General features: G+C 61.4%; 17 protein-coding genes. 12 read left to right on the top strand and 5 right to left on the bottom strand.

Annotated features, from left to right (window positions below):
• Nucleotides 1-47: 47 nt before the first annotated feature.
• Complete coding sequence (gene rnhA / locus J3P91_RS16395; protein ID WP_030142629.1) at nt 48-500, bottom strand: ribonuclease HI; 453 nt, start codon at nt 498-500, stop codon at nt 48-50.
• 92 nt (nt 501-592) lie between these two features.
• A complete protein-coding gene (locus tag J3P91_RS16400) occupies nt 593-1,351 on the bottom strand; it encodes a class I SAM-dependent methyltransferase (RefSeq protein WP_434573601.1) in 759 nt (252 codons plus the stop codon).
• A gap of 65 nt (nt 1,352-1,416) precedes the next feature.
• Here J3P91_RS16400 and gloB point away from each other — a divergent pair, with 65 nt between their 5' ends.
• The 8 genes from gloB to fabI all read left to right on the top strand — a co-directional run bounded on the left by gloB (nt 1,417) and on the right by fabI (nt 12,214).
• Nucleotides 1,417-2,184 carry a hydroxyacylglutathione hydrolase gene (gene gloB, locus J3P91_RS16405; RefSeq protein WP_434601101.1) on the top strand — a complete coding sequence of 256 codons (768 nt, stop codon included), beginning with the start codon at nt 1,417-1,419 and terminating at the stop codon, nt 2,182-2,184.
• A gap of 99 nt (nt 2,185-2,283) precedes the next feature.
• Entirely contained in the window at nt 2,284-3,741 is a 1,458-nt protein-coding gene (locus J3P91_RS16410; RefSeq protein WP_434601103.1) for a transglycosylase SLT domain-containing protein, read from the top strand.
• Nucleotides 3,742-4,006: 265 nt separating this feature from the next.
• Nucleotides 4,007-5,839 carry an extracellular solute-binding protein gene (locus J3P91_RS16415; RefSeq protein WP_434601105.1) on the top strand — a complete coding sequence of 611 codons (1,833 nt, stop codon included), beginning with the start codon at nt 4,007-4,009 and terminating at the stop codon, nt 5,837-5,839.
• Nucleotides 5,836-7,689, top strand: coding sequence for an extracellular solute-binding protein (locus tag J3P91_RS16420; protein ID WP_434601107.1), 1,854 nt, complete (start codon nt 5,836-5,838; stop codon nt 7,687-7,689). The genes J3P91_RS16415 and J3P91_RS16420 overlap by 4 nt, the downstream gene beginning before the upstream one ends.
• 4 nt (nt 7,690-7,693) lie before the next feature.
• Complete coding sequence (locus J3P91_RS16425) at nt 7,694-8,767, top strand: microcin C ABC transporter permease YejB (protein ID WP_434601108.1); 1,074 nt, start codon at nt 7,694-7,696, stop codon at nt 8,765-8,767.
• A 1-nt stretch (nt 8,768) separates the two neighbouring features.
• Nucleotides 8,769-9,788, top strand: coding sequence for an ABC transporter permease (locus J3P91_RS16430; RefSeq protein WP_434601109.1), 1,020 nt, complete (start codon nt 8,769-8,771; stop codon nt 9,786-9,788).
• 1 nt (nt 9,789) lies between these two features.
• Nucleotides 9,790-11,400, top strand: a complete 1,611-nt coding sequence (locus tag J3P91_RS16435; protein ID WP_434601110.1) for an ABC transporter ATP-binding protein — start codon at nt 9,790-9,792, stop codon at nt 11,398-11,400.
• A gap of 19 nt (nt 11,401-11,419) precedes the next feature.
• Complete coding sequence (gene fabI, locus J3P91_RS16440) at nt 11,420-12,214, top strand: enoyl-ACP reductase FabI (protein WP_003202751.1); 795 nt, start codon at nt 11,420-11,422, stop codon at nt 12,212-12,214.
• 673 nt (nt 12,215-12,887) lie between these two features.
• On the opposite strand, the gene J3P91_RS16445 is transcribed toward fabI, so the two are convergent.
• Nucleotides 12,888-13,859, bottom strand: coding sequence for a sensor domain-containing diguanylate cyclase (locus J3P91_RS16445; protein WP_434601111.1), 972 nt, complete (start codon nt 13,857-13,859; stop codon nt 12,888-12,890).
• Between the two features lie 119 nt (nt 13,860-13,978).
• Between J3P91_RS16445 and J3P91_RS16450 the strand changes: the two genes are divergently transcribed.
• The gene (locus J3P91_RS16450; RefSeq protein ID WP_434601112.1) at nt 13,979-14,803 is read left to right on the top strand and encodes an AraC family transcriptional regulator; all 825 of its coding nucleotides are present in this window, start codon (nt 13,979-13,981) and stop codon (nt 14,801-14,803) included.
• A 141-nt stretch (nt 14,804-14,944) separates the two neighbouring features.
• Here the strand turns inward: J3P91_RS16450 and J3P91_RS16455 are convergent, their stop codons facing one another.
• The gene (locus J3P91_RS16455; protein WP_434601113.1) at nt 14,945-15,532 is read right to left on the bottom strand and encodes a LysE family translocator; all 588 of its coding nucleotides are present in this window, start codon (nt 15,530-15,532) and stop codon (nt 14,945-14,947) included.
• A 176-nt stretch (nt 15,533-15,708) separates the two neighbouring features.
• On the opposite strand from J3P91_RS16455, the gene J3P91_RS16460 reads away from it, so the two are divergent.
• A complete protein-coding gene (locus J3P91_RS16460) occupies nt 15,709-17,163 on the top strand; it encodes a TrkH family potassium uptake protein (protein WP_434573580.1) in 1,455 nt (484 codons plus the stop codon).
• 77 nt (nt 17,164-17,240) lie between these two features.
• Here the strand turns inward: J3P91_RS16460 and J3P91_RS16465 are convergent, their stop codons facing one another.
• Nucleotides 17,241-17,732, bottom strand: coding sequence for a hypothetical protein (locus J3P91_RS16465; RefSeq protein WP_434601114.1), 492 nt, complete (start codon nt 17,730-17,732; stop codon nt 17,241-17,243).
• 144 nt (nt 17,733-17,876) lie between these two features.
• Between J3P91_RS16465 and J3P91_RS16470 the strand changes: the two genes are divergently transcribed.
• Together J3P91_RS16470 and J3P91_RS16475 are read left to right on the top strand one after the other, a co-directional pair.
• A complete protein-coding gene (locus J3P91_RS16470; protein WP_434601115.1) occupies nt 17,877-18,959 on the top strand; it encodes a bifunctional transcriptional activator/DNA repair enzyme AdaA in 1,083 nt (360 codons plus the stop codon).
• A gap of 3 nt (nt 18,960-18,962) precedes the next feature.
• Complete coding sequence (locus J3P91_RS16475; RefSeq protein WP_434601116.1) at nt 18,963-19,577, top strand: DNA-3-methyladenine glycosylase family protein; 615 nt, start codon at nt 18,963-18,965, stop codon at nt 19,575-19,577.
• Nucleotides 19,578-19,628: the final 51 nt, after the last annotated feature.

Below are 19,628 nucleotides of genomic sequence, written 5' to 3' on the forward strand. Positions count from 1 at the left end.
AATGTTAGCACGCTATTCGGTGGGATAAGCCCGGGACCGCTTTTGGATCAAGCCTGCTTATACCCCCGTACCTCATCGACCCCACGATTGGCCAACTGGTCGGCCCGCTCGTTGCCGTGGTGGCCGATGTGCCCGCGCACCCATTTCCAGGTGACGTTGTGGCGGTTGACCTGCTCGTCCAGCAGCTTCCAGAGATCAGCGTTCTTGACCGGTTCCTTCGCCGCCGTTTTCCAGCCGCGCTTCTTCCAGTTGGCCATCCACTCGTTGATGCCTTTCATTACATATTGCGAGTCGGTCACCAGCAGCACATCGCATGGCCGCTTGAGTTCTTCCAGGCCGCGAATGGCGCCCATCAGTTCCATGCGATTGTTGGTGGTATTGGCTTCGCCGCCCCAGAGCTCCTTTTCCACGCCCTTGCACACCAGCAACGCACCCCAGCCACCCGGGCCCGGATTGCCCTTGCAGGCGCCATCAGTGAAAAGTTCTACGCTATCGCTCATGCCAATCTATCCAGAAAAAATGCAAAGGCCCACCGGCCGGGACCGCTCGACGCCCGAAACCGAATGCCGGCCAGGACCATTGGAAATAAAAGTTACGGCTCGATGTGACGGCGATTGACCTTGGCCATCGGCAAGGGAATCAGCTTGCCCACCGGCTCGCGCCGCGCCTGGCGTACCGGGCGCAAGCCGACCACGATCTTGCGCGCCACCAACAGATAGAAGCCGCCGCCGGACAATTGCCAGTCACTGGCCTTGCGCTCCCAGCCGGCCAGACGGGCCTGCCACTTGGGCGACGCAAGCGGCGGACGATAGCACCCGAAGCGGCGTTTCTCCAGCGCGAAGCCCAGCAGGTTGAGCCAGTCGCCCACTCGCGAAGCCGAGATGCAACGGGCCTGGCGCAGCGCGTCGCCGGCGAATACATGACGCAGCCCCCAACTGCTCCAGGGGTTGATGCCGATAATCAACAAATGGCCACCGGGACGCACGCTGCTGGCGGCCTCGCGCAACAGGCCATGGGGCGACAGGCAGAAATCCAGGCCGTGCTGCATGACCACCACGTCGGCGGCATGCTCGCTCAATGGCCAGGCCTGCTCCTCGCAGACGATCTCCACGCCAGGCAACGGCGCGCCCAGGCGTACGTTGCGCTGCACCTGCGGGGCCGACGGTGGGGTCTGTGCCGAGGGGCCATAATGCACCAGGTAGCCGCCGAAGAACCGGCCCAACTCGTCTTCGAGCATGCGCCGTTCTTCTTCCAGCAGGAATTGCCCGACAGGGCCGGACAGCCATTCACGGGCGGAACTGATCAATGCCAGCCATTCAGGATCAGCCTGAGCGAACGCTTCATCGGTCATTGCATTCTCCAACGCGCCAGGAAGTTCTAAGATGCGCCTTTGTTTTGAGCTTGGCGAATTCAGCGATGATACAGATCAGTGCCCTGCCCGCGTTTACCGATAACTACATCTGGTTGTTACAGGATCACTCGACCCAGCGCTGCGCCGTGGTCGACCCGGGCGACGCCGCCCCCGTACGGGCCTGGCTCGACGCCCATCCGGGCTGGGTCCTGAGCGACATCCTGGTCACTCATCACCACCATGACCATGTCGGCGGTGTCGCGGCGCTGAAAAGCGCGACAAACGCCACCGTCTACGGGCCGGCCAGCGAAAACATCCCGGCGCGGGACATCGCCCTGGAGGACAACGCCAAGGTCAACGTGCTGGGCCTGGACTTCGATATTCACGCCGTGCCCGGACACACCCTTGGGCATATCGCCTACTACCATCGCGGCCTGCTGTTCTGCGGCGACACGCTGTTCGCCGCCGGTTGCGGCCGGCTCTTCGAGGGCACGCCCGAGCAGATGCACCACTCCTTGAGCCGCCTCGCCGCACTGCCCGACGATACGCTCGTCTACTGCACCCATGAATATACCCTGAGCAACCTGAAGTTTGCCGTCGCGGTCGAGCCGGCCAACCCGGACATTGCCGCGCGCCTGGAGAAAGTCACCGAGCAGCGCAGCCAGGGTGTCATCACCCTGCCGTCGACCCTGGCCCTGGAAAAGCTCACCAATCCGTTTTTGCGCACCTCTGAAACATCCGTTAAAGAAAAAGCAGACGAACGGAACGGCCAGCGTAACCAGACGGCGAGTGAGGTTTTTGCAGCCTTGAGGGCCTGGAAAGATAAGTTCTAAGCCCGCTATCAATTGATACAAAAATTCTGAATGGTTGACCTGTTGGGGTGCGCTTCCTAGAATCGGCCGACATTTTTGCCCGGAACTTACTTCCAGCCAATGTCGTCATCTATTCGCAGGTCCGTCCAGTCAGACACATTGACCCGCTTGGCTCAAGCCATCGCGGTGGCTGTGTCCGCCACGCTGGCCGGCTGCCAGAGCACCAGCCAGGTGCCGCAGGCCGATGTCGCGCATACGCCGAATATCGCCGCGCGAGCCAAGCAAAAACCCGTCTGGCTGACGGAAAAACCCAGCCCGCAAGTGCCCCAGGACGTCTGGGAACGCATGCGCCAGGGATTCCAGCTGCAGGAAACCGCCGGGGTCAACCCGCGCATCGAGCAGCAGCGCCTGTGGTTCGCCAGCAATCCTTCCTTCCTGGAAAACGCCGGCGAGCGCGGCAGCCTGTACATCCATTACATCGTCGAGCGCCTGGAAGAGCGCAACATGCCGCTGGAGCTGGCGCTGTTGCCGGTGATTGAAAGCGCCTACAACCCGATGGCCTATTCCCGCGCCAACGCGGTGGGCCTGTGGCAGTTCATCCCCTCCACCGGGCGTTATTTCAACCTGCGCCAGACGCGTTTCTACGACGGACGTCGCGACATCACAGCGTCGACCACGGCCGCCATGGATTACCTGACGCGCCTGCATGACATGTTCAACGGTGACTGGCTGCTGGCGCTGGCGGCCTACAACGCCGGTGAAGGCACGGTCAGCCGGGCCATCGAGCGCAACGAAAAGCTCGGCCTGCCCACCGACTACTGGAACCTGCCTCTGCCCAGCGAAACCCAGGCCTACGTGCCGAAGCTGCTGGCGCTGTCCCAGGTGGTACTGGCCCCCGATGCCTACGGCGTGAACCTCAACCCGATCGCCAACGAACCCTACTTCCAGGTCGTCGAGATCAACCAGCGCATGGACCTTTCAAAAGTCGCAGCGGTGGCGAACATCGACGAAGACGAGCTGTTCCAGCTCAACCCGGCGTTCAAGCAACGCACCACCGTCGACGGCCCACAACACCTGCTGGTCCCGACCTCCAAGGCACAGTTGCTGACCGCCAGCCTGTCAACCATGCGCCCGGAAGAACTGATCAGCCCGCGCTCGCTCAAGCCGGTCTTCGAAAACGCCGATGACAGCGAAGTGGAAGGTGTACGGCGCAGCTACCGGGTCAAGCGCGGCGACAACCTGGCCCAGATCGCCAAGGCCAACAATGTCCAGACCAAGGACCTGCAACGCTGGAACAAGCTCAGCGGCAATAAGCTCAAGGTCGGCCAGACCCTGGTCATGCAAGACGTCAAGGCCACCAAGGCAACCAAGGCCAGCGGCAAACGCATCAACACTGTCGTAGCCGCCAAGGGCAAGGAACAGAAGAAGCAGACCCAATACAAGGTCAAGCAAGGCGACTCGCTTTACGTCGTTGCCAAGCGCTTCAACGTCGAAATGCAGCACCTCAAGCGCTGGAACCCGCGCATGGGCAAGGCGCTCAAGCCTGGACAGATGCTGACGGTCTATTCCCCGCATTAACAGCGGAGCTCCCGTGGCGAGGGAGCTTGCTCCCGCTGGGCTGCACAGCAGCCCCAAAAGCAGCGACTCAATTCACCTGTCACACCGAGGTGCCAGGTTCACGGGTTGCTTCGCAACCCAGCGGGAGCAAGCTCCCTCGCCACAAAGGCACTCTCGCCATGGATCCAGGTAATCCAGCGCTTTGAGCCCCCGCCTTTTTCCTGCCGATACAAGCTGTTACTGTACAGGCCATAAAAGCCCAAGCCGCCTGGATCGGATCTCAGACTTGATACGTCCCCTCCTCCTGTTCCTGATCAGCCTGGCCTTGAGCTCCCCCGCCGGCGCCACCATCAGCGAAAGCCATGGCTATGCGCAGTTCGGCACGCTCAAGTACCCGGCCAGATTCACCCACTTCGACTGGGTCAACCCGCAAGCGCCCAAGGGCGGCACCTTGCGGGTCATGGCATTTGGCACCTTCGACACACTCAATCCGTATACCTTCAAGGGCAGCAGCCCGGTTTCAACGGCAAATTTCCTGCAATACGGCATCAATGAATTGAACGAGCCGTTGATGGTTGGCACCGGCCAGTACGCACCGTCCGGCGACGAACCGACGTCGAGCTACGGCTTGATCGCCCGATCCGTGGAATACAGCGAGGACCGTAGCTGGGTGGTGTTCAACCTGCGGCCGGAGGCGCGGTTCCATGACGGCGTGCCCATCACCGCTTATGACGTGGCGTTTTCCTACAGGACGCTGCTCAAGGAAGGTCATCCGCAATACCGCACCAACCTGCAGGAAGTGCTGCGGGTCGATATCCTCAACCCGCTGAAAATCCGCTTTGTCTTCAAGCGTGCGGGCAATCCCTTGCTGATCCTGCGCCTGGGGGAACTGCCGGTGCTGCCCCAGCACTACTGGAAAGACCGCGACTTCAAGGCGACCACCTTCGAGCCTCCCCTGGGCAGTGGCCCTTATCGCATCACCAAGGTGCAGCCCGGTCGCCAACTGGTCTTCGAACGGGTCAAGGACTACTGGGGCAAGGACCTGCCGGTCAATCGCGGCAAATACAACTACGACCGCATGGTCGTCGAGTTCTACCGCGACAGCGAGGTGGCCTTCGAAGCGTTCAAGGCCGGTGAATTCGATATCTACATCGAACACCAGGCCAAGAACTGGGCCAACGGCTACAACTTTCCGGCGATCAACCGTGGCGATGTGATCAAGGCGCAGATTCCCCATCAGATTCCGACCCAGACCCAGGGCCTGTTCATGAACACCCGGCGCAGCACCTTCGCCGAGGTCAAGATGCGCGAAGCCCTGGGATTGATGTTCGATTTCGAATGGACCAACCGCACGTTGTTCAGCGGTGCCTACAAACGCACACTCAGCTATTACCCCAACAGTGAATTTTCGGCCACGGGCCTGCCCGTGGGGCACGAATGGCTGCTGCTCAAGCCCTATCGCGAACAATTGCCGCCCCGGTTGCTGACCGAACCCTTCAGCCTGCCTCGCACCGACGGTCGCGGCGTTCCGCGCGAGACACTGCGCAAGGCCCTGGGCCTGTTGAAAGAAGCCGGATGGACCCTCCACGGCCAGCACTTGCTGAACGCCGACAAGCAGCCCCTACGCTTTGAAATCCTGTTGGTGAACCCGAACCTGGAGCGCATCCTCCAGCCCTACGTCGAGAACCTCGCCAGCATCGGCGTCCAGGCCCGTCTGCGCACGGTGGACCGCGCCCAGTACAAGCAGCGCCTGGACCAGTTCGATTTCGACATGATCCTGCTGACCCTGAGCCAGACCCTCAGCCCGGGCCTTGAGCAATGGCAGTACTTCCACTCCAGCCAGGTCGGGATCAAGGGCAGTAAAAACTATGCGGGCATCGCCAACCCCGTGGTCGATCACCTGCTGGAGAAGCTGCTCGCCGCCCAGACTCGCGACGAACAGGTCGCCGCCGGCAAGGCCCTGGACCGCGTGCTGCTATGGCAGCATTACTGCATTCCCAACTGGTATCTCAATTATCATCGCCTGGCGTACCGCAACCGGTTCGCCTTCGTCACTACGCCGCCCTATACCCTGGGCCTTAGCGCATGGTGGCTGAAATCTTCGGAGAAAGATCAATGAAGCCTTTACGCGCCCTGCTCCTGCAGGCCAGCGGCCTGTTATTCGCCGGACTGGCCTGTGCCGCGCCGCAACACGCCTTGACGTTGTACAACGAACCGCCGAAGTACCCGGCCGACTTCAAGCATTTCGATTATGTAAATCCGGATGCCCCCAAGGGCGGGTTATTCCGTCAGGGCGGGTTTGGCGGCTTCGACAGCCTCAACCCATTTATCAGCAAGGGCGTACCGGCCGATGATATCGGCCTGATCTACGACACCCTGGCCAAGCAAGGCCTCGACGAGCCCTTTACCGAGTACGGCCTGATCGCAGAAAAGATCGAGAAGGCCCCGGACAATGGCTGGGTGCGCTTCTACCTGCGCCCCGATGCCCGCTTCAACGACGGCCATCCGGTGCGCGCCGAAGACGTCGTGTTCAGCTTCGAGACCCTGACCAGGGACGGCGCACCGATGTTTCGCGGTTATTACAACGACGTCGCCGAAGTCGTCGCCGAGACGCCACTCAAGGTCCTGTTCAAGTTCAAGCACACCAATAACCGCGAACTACCGTTGATCCTCGGCCAATTGCCGGTGTTACCCAAGCACTGGTGGGCCAACCGCGACTTCAACAAGGGCAACCTGGAGATCCCCCTCGGCAGCGGCCCCTACCGGGTCACCGAAGTGAAGGCGGGGCGTTCGATCCGCTACGAGCGCGTCAAGGATTACTGGGGCAAGGACCTGGCGGTCAACCGCGGCTTCTACAATTTCGACGTACTGACCACCGATTACTACCGCGACAACACCGTGGCCGTAGAGGCGTTGAAAGCCGGGCAATTCGATTTCTGGCTGGAGATGGCTGCCAAGAACTGGGCCAACGCCTACAACATTCCCGCCGTCAGCGAAGGCCGCCTGATCAAGGAACAGATCCCCAACGGCAACCCCACCGGCATGCAGGGTTTTGTCTACAACCTGCGCCGCCCGATCTTCCAGGACGTGCGGGTGCGCCAGGCGTTGAGCCTGTTGCTGGACTTCGAATGGACCAACAAGCAGTTGTTCCACGGTGCCTACGCCCGCACCCGCAGCTATTTCGAGAACTCGGAAATGGCCGCGACCGGCCTGCCCGGCGAAGACGAATTGAAGATTCTCGAACCGCTGCGCGGCAAGATTCCGGAACAGGTCTTCACTGAAACCTTCCAGCCTACGGTCTGCGATGGCAGCGGCATGATCCGCGACCAGCAGCGCAAGGCCTATCAATTGCTGCAGGAGGCCGGCTGGCGCATCGTCGACGACAAGATGGTCGACGCCCAGGGCAAACCGGTGGTGCTGGAATTCCTCCTGGCCCAGACCGAATTCGAGCGGGTGCTGCTGCCTTTCAAGCGCAACCTGAGCGACCTGGGCATCGAGCTGGTGATTCGCCGCGTCGACGTGTCCCAGTACATCAACCGCGTGCGCTCCCGGGACTTCGATCTGGTGGTGGGCAGCTTCCCGCAGTCCAGCTCGCCGGGTAACGAGCAGCGCGAGTTCTGGATGTCGGCTGCCGCGGACAAGCCTGGCAGCCGCAATACCATGGGCCTGAAGGACCCGGCCGTCGACCAATTGGTGGAACAGTTGATCAACGCCGATTCGCGCAAGAGCCTGGTAGCCCATGCCCGGGCGCTGGACCGGGTGCTGCAGTGGGGCTACTACGTGATCCCCAACTGGCACATCAAGACCTGGCGCGTGGCCTACTGGAACCATATCGGCCACCCGAAAGTCACCCCGACCTACGACATCGGCACCACCACATGGTGGGTGAAGCCGGACGTCAAACCGGCCGACGAAGTGGAAAAACAAGTGATCGAGCAGCAAGTCGCCGCCCCTGTGAGCGTGGAGTAACCCGATGCTGGCTTATATTTTTCGGCGCCTGCTGCTCATCATCCCGACCCTGTTCGGCATCCTTCTGATCAACTTCGTGATCATCCAGGCCGCGCCCGGTGGGCCGGTGGAGCAGATGATCGCCAAGCTCGAAGGTTTCGAAGGCGCTACCAGCCGCATCGCCGGCGGCGGCGCGGAAGTGTCGGTGGCCGGCTCCTCCTACCGCGGCGCCCAAGGCCTGGATCCGGCACTGGTCAAGGAAATCGAGCGCATGTACGGCTTCGACAAGTCGGCCCCCGAACGCCTGTGGATCATGATCAAGAACTACGCCCGCCTGGACTTTGGCGACAGCTTTTTCCGCGACGCCAAGGTCATCGACCTGATCAAGGAAAAGATGCCGGTGTCGATCTCCCTCGGACTGTGGAGCACGCTGATCATGTACCTGGTGTCGATCCCGCTGGGGATCGCCAAGGCCACGCGGCACGGCAGCCATTTCGACGTGTGGACCAGTTCGGCGATCATCATCGGTTACGCGATCCCGTCGTTCCTGTTCGCCATCCTGCTGATCGTGGTGTTTGCCGGCGGCAGTTATTTCGACTGGTTTCCGTTAAGGGGCCTGACGTCGAACAATTTCGAGGAGCTGAGCCTGGGCGGCAAGATCCTCGATTACTTCTGGCACCTGGCCTTGCCTGTCACCGCCCTGGTGATCGGCAACTTCGCCACCATGACGCTGCTGACCAAGAACAGCTTCCTCGATGAAATCAACAAGCAGTACGTGGTCACCGCCAAGGCCAAGGGGCTGACGCGCAACCGGGTGCTCTACGGGCATGTATTTCGCAACGCCATGCTGCTGGTGATTGCCGGTTTCCCTTCGGCGTTCATCGGGATCTTCTTTACCGGCTCGCTGCTGGTGGAAGTGATCTTCTCCCTCGACGGCCTCGGCTTGATGAGCTTCGAAGCCGCCATCAACCGTGATTATCCGGTGGTCTTCGGCACACTGTTCATCTTTACCCTGCTGGGGCTGGTAGTGAAACTGATCGGCGACCTGACCTATACCTTCGTCGATCCGCGTATCGACTTCGAAAGCCGGGAGCATTGAGATGAACCTCTCCCCTCTCAATCGTCGCCGTTTCGAACTGTTCAAGGCCAACAAGCGTGGCTGGTGGTCGTTGTGGCTGTTTCTGTTCTTGTTCGTCCTCAGCCTGGGCGCCGAGCTTATTGCCAACGACAAGCCACTGGTGGTGCACTACGACGGCGGCTGGTACTTCCCGGCCCTGAAGCGTTACCCGGAAACGACGTTCGGCGGCGAATTCCCGCTGGAGGCCAACTACAAGAGCCCGTATATCCGCGAGTTGCTCGCCGCAAAGGACGCCTGGGTCGTGTGGGCACCGATTCCATTCAGCTACCAGAGCATCAATTACGACTTGAAGGTCCCGGCCCCGGCACCGCCCTCGGTGGTGAACTGGCTGGGCACCGATGACCAGGGCCGCGACGTGCTGGCGCGGGTCATCTATGGCTTCCGCATCTCGGTGCTGTTCGCGCTCACGCTGACGGTGCTCAGCTCGATCATCGGGGTGATTGCCGGTGCGTTGCAGGGCTTCTATGGCGGCTGGGTAGACCTGGCCGGCCAGCGCTTCCTGGAAATCTGGTCCGGGCTGCCGGTACTCTACCTGCTGATCATCCTCGCCAGCTTCGTCCAGCCGAACTTCTGGTGGCTGCTGGGCATCATGCTGCTGTTTTCCTGGATGAGCCTGGTGGATGTGGTGCGCGCCGAGTTCCTGCGCGGGCGCAACCTCGAATACGTGCGCGCCGCGCGAGCGCTGGGCATGCAGAATGGCGCGATCATGTTCCGCCACATCCTGCCCAACGCCATGGTCTCGACCATGACTTTCATGCCGTTCATCCTCACCGGCGCCATCGGCACCCTCACCGCCCTGGATTTTCTCGGTTTCGGCCTGCCGGCCGGAGCGCCATCCCTCGGCGAGCTGGTGGCCCAGGGCAAGTCCAACCTGCAGGCGCCCTGGCTGGGCATCAGCGCATTCGCCGTGCTGGCGATCATGCTGAGCCTGTTGGTGTTCATCGGCGAGTCCGCTCGCGATGCCTTCGATCCGAGGAAGTGAAATGAACCAGGACAATCTGATCGAAGTACGCGACCTGGCGGTGGAGTTCATCGTTGGCGAACGCCGCCAGCGCGTGGTCGAGGGCATCAGCTTCGACATCAAGCGCGGCGAAACCCTCGCCCTGGTGGGTGAAAGCGGCTCGGGCAAGTCGGTGACGGCCCATTCGATCCTGCGCTTGCTGCCCTACCCGCTGGCCCACCACCCGACCGGGACCATCCAGTACGCCGGCCAGAATCTGCTGGGCCTGAAGGAAAAGACCATCCGCCATATCCGTGGCAACCGGATCGCGATGATCTTCCAGGAGCCGATGACTTCCCTGAACCCGCTGCACTGCATTGAAAAACAGCTCAATGAAGTGCTCGGCATCCACAAGGGCCTGACCGGCAAGGTCGCCACCCGTCGCTCCCTCGAGCTGCTGGAACTGGTCGGCATCCCCGAACCGCACAAACGGCTCAAGGCGTTGCCCCACGAACTGTCCGGTGGCCAGCGTCAGCGGGTGATGATCGCCATGGCCCTGGCCAACGAGCCGGAACTGCTGATAGCCGACGAACCGACCACCGCGCTGGACGTCACCGTGCAGTTGAAAATCCTCGATCTGCTCAAGGATTTGCAGGCGCGCCTGGGCATGTCGCTGCTGCTGATCAGCCACGATTTGAACCTGGTGCGAAGAATTGCGCATCGTGTATGTGTCATGCAGCGCGGTTGCATCGTCGAACAGGCATCGTGCGCAGAGTTGTTCCGCGCGCCGCAACATCCGTACACTCGGGAATTGCTCGCCGCCGAGCCCAGCGGCAACCCGGCGACCAACGTGGTCGGCCCGCCGCTGCTGGAGGTCGAGGACCTGAAAGTCTGGTTCCCGATCAAGAAAGGCCTGTTCAAGCGCACGACGGATTACATCAAGGCGGTGGACGGAATCCGCTTCAGCCTGCCCCAGGGCCAGACCTTGGGCATCGTCGGCGAGAGCGGTTCCGGCAAGTCCACGCTGGGGCTGGCGATCTTGCGGTTGATCGGCAGCCAGGGCGGGATCCGCTTCGAGGGCAAGCAGCTCGACAGCCTGTCGCAGCAGCAGGTCCGGCCGTTGCGCCGGGAGATGCAAGTGGTGTTTCAGGACCCGTTTGGCAGCCTGAGCCCGCGGATGTGTGTGAGCCAGATCGTCGGCGAAGGACTGCGGATCCACAAGATCGGCACCGAAGCCGAACAGGAACAAGCGATAATTGCGGCATTAAAGGAGGTAGGCCTGGACCCGGAAACCCGGAACCGCTACCCCCACGAATTTTCCGGAGGGCAACGGCAGCGCATCGCCATTGCCCGGGCCCTGGTGCTCAAGCCGGCGTTGATTCTGCTGGACGAACCAACGTCGGCCCTGGACCGTACCGTGCAACGCCAGGTGGTGGAGCTGTTGCGGTCATTGCAAACCAAGTACAACCTGACGTACCTGTTTATCAGCCATGACCTGGCTGTCGTCAAAGCGCTGAGCCACCAGTTGATGGTGGTCAAGCATGGCCAAGTGGTCGAACAAGGTGATGCCCGCAGCATATTCGCCGCGCCGCAACACCCCTATACACAGCAGTTGCTGGAGGCCGCTTTCCTGGCCCCGACAACTGCCGAATAACCTGAAAGAGGAGCAACACATGGGTTTTCTCGCCGGTAAGCGCGTACTGATCGTCGGTGTCGCCAGCAAGCTGTCCATCGCATCCGGCATCGCTGCCGCCATGCATCGCGAGGGCGCTGAGCTTGCCTTCACTTATCAGAACGACAAACTCAAGGGTCGTGTCGAAGAGTTCGCGCAAGGCTGGGGTTCGAGCCCTGAGCTGTGCTTCCCGTGCGACGTGGCCAGCGATGAAGAAATCGCCAAGGTCTTCGAAGAACTGAGCAAGAAGTGGGATGGCCTGGACTGCATCGTGCACTCCGTGGGCTTCGCCCCGGGCGACCAACTGGATGGCGATTTCACCGAAGCCACCACCCGTGAAGGTTTCCGCATTGCCCACGACATCAGCGCCTACAGCTTCGTGGCCCTGGCCAAGGCCGGTCGCGAGATGATGAAAGGCCGCAACGGCAGCCTGCTGACCCTGTCGTACCTGGGCGCCGAGCGCACCATGCCGAACTACAACGTCATGGGCATGGCCAAGGCCTCCCTGGAAGCTGGCGTTCGCTACTTGGCCGGCTCCCTGGGCCCGGACGGCACCCGCGTGAACTGCGTATCGGCCGGTCCGATCCGCACCCTCGCCGCTTCCGGCATCAAGAACTTCCGCAAGATGCTGGCCGCCAACGAAGCGCAAACCCCGCTGCGTCGCAACGTCACCATCGAAGAAGTCGGCAACGCCGGCGCCTTCCTGTGCTCGGACCTCGCGTCGGGCATCAGCGGTGAAATCATGTACGTGGATGGCGGCTTCAACACCACCGCCATGGGCAACATCGAAGAGTAAATCTTCACGTTGCAATAAAACGCCGCTTGCCCTGGAAAGGCCAAGCGGCGTTTTTTTATGCCCTGCAAAATCACCTGTGGGAGCGAGCCTGCTCGCGAAGGCGGTGTTTCAGTCGCCATAGATGCTGAATGGGCTGGCCTCTTCGCGAGCAAGCTCGCTCCCACAGTGGTTCTGCGCCATCCGGAGTGTCAGGCACAACACAAAATCCGTGGGAGCGAGCTTGCTCGCGATAGCGGTGCATCAGTCGACGGGGATGCTGAATGGGCTGGCCTCTTCGCGAGCAAGCTCGCTCCCACAATGGAGCTGCGCCACTAGGAGCATCCAGGCACAACACAAAATCCTGTGGGAGCGAGCTTGCTCGCGATAGCGGTGTTTCAGTCGACGGGGATGCTGAATGGGCTGGCCTCTTCGCGAGCAAGCTCGCTCCCACAATGGAGCTGCGCCACTAGGAGCATCCAGGCACAACACAAAATCCTGTGGGAGCGAGCCTGCTCGCGAAGGCGGTGTTTCAGTCGCCATTGATGCTGAATGGGCTGGCCTCTTCGCGAGCAGGCTCGCTCCCACAGTGGTTCTGCGCCATCCGGAGTGTCAGGCACAACTCGAGACCGTGTGGGAGCGAGCCTGCTCGCGAAGACGGTGGGTCAGTTGAGGGTGATGTCGGGGGGCAGCTCAATCAGTTTGGGCTATTGCGCCGTCCCTGCTTCTGCGCATACATCGCCGCATCCGCCTCTGCCAGCAGGCTGTCGATCGACTCATGCCGCTCGGGGTCGTATTCGATCTGGCCCACGCTGAAATCGATGTCATAGCCGCGCTGCAACGTTATGTTGCGCTCGTCGAGCATTTCCCTGAGCCGTGCCATGATCGCCGTCGTCTCGACATGGGAAGCGCCGGTGAGCAAGGCGACGAACTCGTCTCCGCCCATGCGACCGATTACGTCGCTTTCACGAAAGGCAATGCGCAATACGTCGGCGAATGTCTTCAGCGCGCCGTCACCCTCGGCATGCCCGAAGCGATCGTTGATCGGCTTGAAGTCGTTGAGATCGAAAAACAGCAGTGTCGCCGGCCGCGAAAGACGGCTGCAGACACTCAGCGCGTGCTGGGCCAGCGTCATGAAGCCGCGCCGATTGGACAGCAGCGTCAATTCATCCATGCTGGCCATCTGCACGGCCACCAGCTCCTGCTCGGCCATGCTCGCCAGATCGCGCAGCAGCTCGCGCTCGTCGTCGTTGAGGGTGCGCGGCCGGGTGTCCAACAAGCACAGGGTGCCCATCTTGCTGCCATCATCCAGCCCCAGCGGATGCCCGGCATAGAAGCGGATGCCAGGTTGGCCCTTGACCAACGGATTATCGTGGAACCGCACGTCCTGTTCCGCGTCGCAAATCTCCAGGATCTCGTCCTGCAAGATCGCATGCCCGCAGAACGACACCTCGCGCGGGGTCTCACTGGCTTCCAGGCCGGCGCTTGACTTGAACCATTGCCGATTGGCGTCCACCAGCGACACCAGGGCGATCGGCACGTTGAACAGACGCCGGGCAAGACGGGTCAGGCGGTCAAACCGCTCCTCCGGTGGGGTATCGAGCAGCTTGAGCGACTGCAATTGTTTGAGGCGAACGGCTTCGTTGTCAGGTTTGCCTGGCGCAAGCATCGGTAACTCCGTTGGCGGAACTCATCAGAGTCTAGCCCAGACCGGAGCAAACTCGAACGGGCATTTTCCGGCACGGACGCATACACTCAGGCACTGCCAATAAAACAGGACATTGCCTGATGAAGCCCGCCAACCACGACGCCGCCCCACGTTTCTGGCGCGACGCGGCGCTGCCTTTCATCGAGGCCCGGGCCATCGCCGATGGGCGCAAGGTCTGTTATTCGCGTCATTCCCATGATCACTTTTCCATCGGCGCGATCACCGCCGGACGTAGCACCTACCTGCACGAACAATCGCGGTTTCAGGTCCAGAGCGGCACGGTAGTGCTGATGAATCCCGGCGACGTCCATGCTTGCAATCCGATCGACGATCAGCCTTGGTCTTATGTGATGCTGTATGTCAACACCCAATGGCTGCGGGATCTGCAACGCCGTATCGGCTTTGACCCCTCGCTGGACTTCCAGGCATTCGGCACAACCCATAGCCGTGATGTCGCGCTTTTCTCCGGCCTGTGCGGGCTCTACGAAACGCTGGTGGCTGAACATATCGATACCAGTGGCAAGCAAGTCGCCGCCGAAGTGTTTTTCACCGATCTCCAGCATCGCCTCAACCCGGCCGGACGTCCGGAGCGTGGCAGCCACCCGGCGCTGATGCGGGCGGCGCAGTTCATTCACGACCATTGCACCGAAGCCCTCAAGCTCGAGGATATCTGCGCCTTCGCGCAGCTTTCTCCATCCTATTTGAGCCGGGCTTTCAAGCGCCACTACGGCATGACACCGCATGCCTTCCTGATCAACCGGCGCATCCAGTTCGCCCGCCGTCAACTGCGCGAGGGCAAGCTGATTGCCGATGTGGCGCTGGACAGCGGGTTTGCCGATCAGGCGCACTTCCAACGGGCGTTCAAGCAACACCTGGCGGCTACACCCGGGCAATACCGCGGCTGACGTAGCCACTTGACTCCGTGGCGAGGGAGCTTGCTCCCGCTGGGCTACGCAGTAGCCCCAAAACCTGGCGACTGCTGCGCAGTCGAGCGGGAGCAAGCTCCCTCGCCACAAAAGCTCTGCCAGTTGGACACCTCGTCAGACTCAAGGCAACAACAGATACACCGCGCTCGCCACCAACAACGCCGCCATCAGTCGATTGAACAGGCGCATGGTCGCCGGGTTACCCAGCCACGTGCGCAGAAAGCTGCCCGCATAGGCCCAGCAACCCACCGAGACATAGCAGATGACCAGGTAGATCGCCGCAAACTGCCACACCAGCCGCGCCTCGCCGTCGGCCACGAAGGCGCCCATCCCCGCCACGCAAGCCAGCCACGCCTTGGGGTTGAGCCACTGCATCAACGCGCCATGGAACATCGAAGGCGCGCGCCCCTCGTCCCGGTCACCCAGCTCGCCGTTGTCCACCGCCAGTTTCCAGGCCATGTACAACAGGAACGCCACACCAGCCAGTTGCACCACACGCGTGAGCCCAGGCCAGCGCTGCAATACTTCATGCAACCCCAATCCCATCAAGACCAGCAGCAGGACGAACCCGAGGGTGGCGCCGGCGACATGGCGCAAGGTTGCGCGAAATCCATATCGGGCACCGGAGCTGAGGGCGACGATATTGACCGGGCCCGGAGTAATGGAAGCCACCAGGGCAAAGGTGGCCATGGAAAATATCAAGCTCATCACATATCTTCTTCAGTTCAGGAAAGAGGCCCCAAGGTAAAGGGGCCGCCTGCTCGGGTATTGAAGAAAACTGCCTTTGTCGTCTAGCACTTCCGCTTCATTTTTTTACGCAAATTTTACGCGGTAAGCGATTCACCAAATCGATACTGGGCAGCTATTTGAATCAGGCGTCATCCATGTCTATAGCGGTTCTGCGTCTCATCGGTTTCATCCTCGGGATTTTCCTGATCACCCTTGCGATCAGCATGGCGATTCCGCTGTTTACGCTGATGTTCTACGAGCGCAACGATGACTTGTCGGCGTTTCTATGGTCGAGCCTGATCACCTTCGTCTGCGGTGTGGCACTGGTGGCCCGTGGAAGGCCGGACCACGTCCAGATGCGTCCCAGGGAAATGTACCTGCTCACCACCGCCAGTTGGGTAATTGTCTGCGCATTCGCCGCCCTGCCGATGGTGTTCATCCAGCACATCAGCTACACCGATGCATTTTTCGAGACCATGTCGGGCATCACCACCACCGGCTCGACCATCCTGACCGGGTTGGATAGCGCATCGCCCGGCCTGTTGATCTGGCGGTCGATGTTGCACTGGCTCGGCGGAATCGGCTTTATCGGCATGGCCGTGGCGGTCCTGCCGCTGCTGCGGGTCGGCGGCATGCGGCTGTTCCAGACCGAATCTTCGGACTGGTCGGAGAAAGTCACGCCGCGCTCTCACGTCGCGGCCAATTACATCCTGTGGATCTACATCGGCTTGACCGCCCTCTCGACGTTGGGGCTGTGGCTTGCGGGAATGACGCCTTTCGAGGCGATCAACCATGCGATGTCGCTGATTTCCACCGGAGGCTTTTCCACCTCCGATTCATCCCTGGCGCACTGGCCGCAACCGGCGGTTCATTGGGTGTCAGTGGTCGTCATGATGGCCGGATCGCTGCCCTTCACGCTGTATGTCGCGACATTGCGGGGCCATCGGCGCGCCCTGCTCAAGGACCAGCAAGTCAGGGGCTTCATCGGCTTTCTGGTCGTTACATGGCTGCTGGTGGGTACCTGGCTGAGCCTTAACAGCGATCACGCGTGGTGGGACGCGGTTCGCATCGTGGCGGTCAACGTTACCTCTGTCGTCACGACCACTGGCGTGGCGCTGGGTGACTACACGCTGTGGGGCAGCTTTGCCCTGCTGCTGTTCTTCTACCTGACGTTCGTCGGCGGCTGTTCGGGATCCACGGCCGGGGGCCTGAAGATTTTTCGCTTTCAAGTCGCCAGAGTGCTGCTGATGGGCAGTTTGAAGCAGCTGATCCATCCCCGGGCGGTGATCCAGAAGAAATACAACAACCATCCCATCGACGAGGAAATCGTTCGTTCGCTGCTGACGTTCTCGTTCTTCTTCACCATCACGATCGGCGCCATCGCCCTGGGTCTGGCCCTGATCGGCCTGGACTGGACGACCGCCTTGACCGGTGCCGCCACTGCCGTCTGCAACGTGGGTCCGGGCTTGGGCAACATCATCGGCCCCGCCGGCAACTTCTCGACCTTGCCGGATGCGGCAAAATGGCTGCTGACCATCGGCATGCTGCTGGGACGGCTGGAAATCCTGACGGTGCTGGTGCTGTTCACGCCGGTGTTCTGGAAGTACTGACTCGTCGAACAGGACTGAACGGCAGACGAAAAAAATCGCGAGGCCCGGAAACAGGCCTCGCGATTTCATTCAAGCAATCAGCGGTCGTTCTTCATCGATGAACGGGTCGCGTTGCTCAAGCCCTTGGTGTTATGGGTGCCCGGCGTAGCGGCGGAAATCGCCGAGGCCTTGGTCAAGCCGCGAGTATCACGGTCCTTGGCAATGGCGGAAGTCGCCGACGCCTTGCTGGTGCGATCGGTGCGGGTGGTACCAGTGTGCTTACCGCTCAGGCCATGATCGCGAGTCCGAGTCCCGGCGTGATTACTGGCCAGTCCTTTGCCGTGGCCGCTGGAGTCGCTGGACTTGCCACCGTTGCCATTGCCTTGCCCACCGCCCACGCCGCCACCGTGGCCGCCGCCATTCCCTCCGCCATTGCCGCCACCGCCTCCATTACCGCCGCCACCGCCGTTGCCACCGCCCGCGGCATAGCTCGAACCGATAGGTGACAGGTCGGCGGGCAACAAAGCCGAGGCGCCGAACGCCAAGGCACAGACAGCTACGGCGATGAGGGATTTTTTGTGTTTGGACATGATGTCTCCGAAAGACAAAAACAGCGGGTGAACCTCTAAGACTTGAAGGTTCAATCTTTGTTCGCGGGCATCCGACCAAATGACCATGAATTCATTGTCGATTTTTCGGTGGAGTCGTCCCGGCCACGGTTCTATGCTCTGCCCATGAACCTACATCACTCGCTGCTTCCGCCCCACGCCGAGATGGTCCGCGCCATGCTCGAACGAGACACCACCTACGAGGGGGTGTTCTTCACCGCGGTCAAGACCACCGGTATTTTCTGCCGCCCTAGTTGCACCGCGCGCAAGCCGAAACCGGAGAACGTCGAGTTCTTTGCCCACGCCGACGAGGCGATGTCCGCCGGTTATCGGGCCTGCCTGCGTTGCAAGCCGCTGGATGCCGCCGCCATTGCCCCGGACTGGATCCAGGCATTGCTCAAAGCCGTCGACGCCGAGCCAGACCTGCGCTGGACCGACGCCCTGCTGCTGGAACAAGGTATCGAACCGCTGAAATTACGCCGCTGGTTCAAACAGCATTTCGGCATGACCTTCCACGCCTACCTGCGCACCCGGCGCCTGGGCATCGCCCTGGGCGGGATAAAGGAAGGCGCCTCGATCGACAATGCGGCGTTCGACTCCGGCTATGAATCGCTGAGCGGGTTTCGTGATGCCTTCGTCAAATCCTTCCACATCACCCCCGGCCGCGCCGGCCTCAGCGAACCCTTGCTGTTTACTCGCCTGACCACGCCATTGGGGCCGATGCTGGCCATGGCCGAGCGTCGCGGCCTGGTACTGTTGGAGTTTCTCGATCGCCCGGCCTTGACCAAGGAGCTGGAGGAACTGCAGCAACGCTACGGCTATACGGTTGCGCCGGGCCACAACGCGCATCTGCAACAGATCGAAAGCGAGCTGGCCGACTATTTCGCCGGCAAGCTCACGGTTTTCAACGTCCCGTTGCACATGCCTGGCAACGCCTTCGCGGCCAGGGTCTGGGCCGAGCTGCAGAAAATCCCCTACGGCGAAACCCGCAGCTACGGCGCCGTCGCCAACGCACTGGGCAGCCCTGGCGGCAGCCGCGCCGTGGGCCTGGCCAATGGACAGAACCGCTTGGCCATCGTCATCCCTTGTCACCGGGTGATTGGGGCGGATGGCTCCTTGACCGGCTATGGCGGCGGTCAGCCGCGCAAGGCGTTTCTATTACGGTTGGAGCGAGCCGCGGTGCAGGTTTCGTTGCCTTTGGCGTTTTGACTGATGGCGGCGTCTTATCAGCAAGCGAGCACTTTCCTGGCAGGCCTGGACGAAGACTGGCGGCGCCATATCGAGTCGATCGGTCCTTGCCTTCTGCAACCCAAACCGGCCCGGGATCCGTATGAGGCGCTGATGCGGGCGATTGCCTATCAGCAACTGCACGCCAAGGCCGGGGATGCGATCATTGGCCGGCTGCTCGGGCTGTACCCATCGGGGACGTTTCCCGGGCCTGAGCAGATACTGGCAACTGATGCAGCGCAATTGCGCGGTTGTGGATTTTCAGCCAGCAAGATCGCCACTCTCCAGGGTATCGCCCAGGCCACGCTGGACGGCATCGTGCCGGATTACGCCACGGCGCAGGCCATGGACGACGAAGCATTGATCAAGCGCCTGGTCACACTGCGCGGCGTCGGACGCTGGACCGTGGAGATGCTGTTGATCTATAGCCTGGAACGGCCGGATATCCTGCCTGCGGATGATTTTGGGGTTCGCGAGGGTTATCGGCGGCTCAAAGGGCAGGAAACCCAACCGAGCTCCAGACAGATGAGCGAAATCGGCCGGGCCTGGAGTCCCTACCGGACGGTGGCGGCGTGGTACCTGTGGCGGGTGCCCAAGTAATGCTGGCTGTACCAACGCCTTCGCGAGCAGGCTCGCTCCCATAGCGGACTT

This window comes from Pseudomonas sp. Z4-7 (genome assembly GCF_051131965.1).
Classification (GTDB): Bacteria; Pseudomonadota; Gammaproteobacteria; order Pseudomonadales; family Pseudomonadaceae; genus Aquipseudomonas.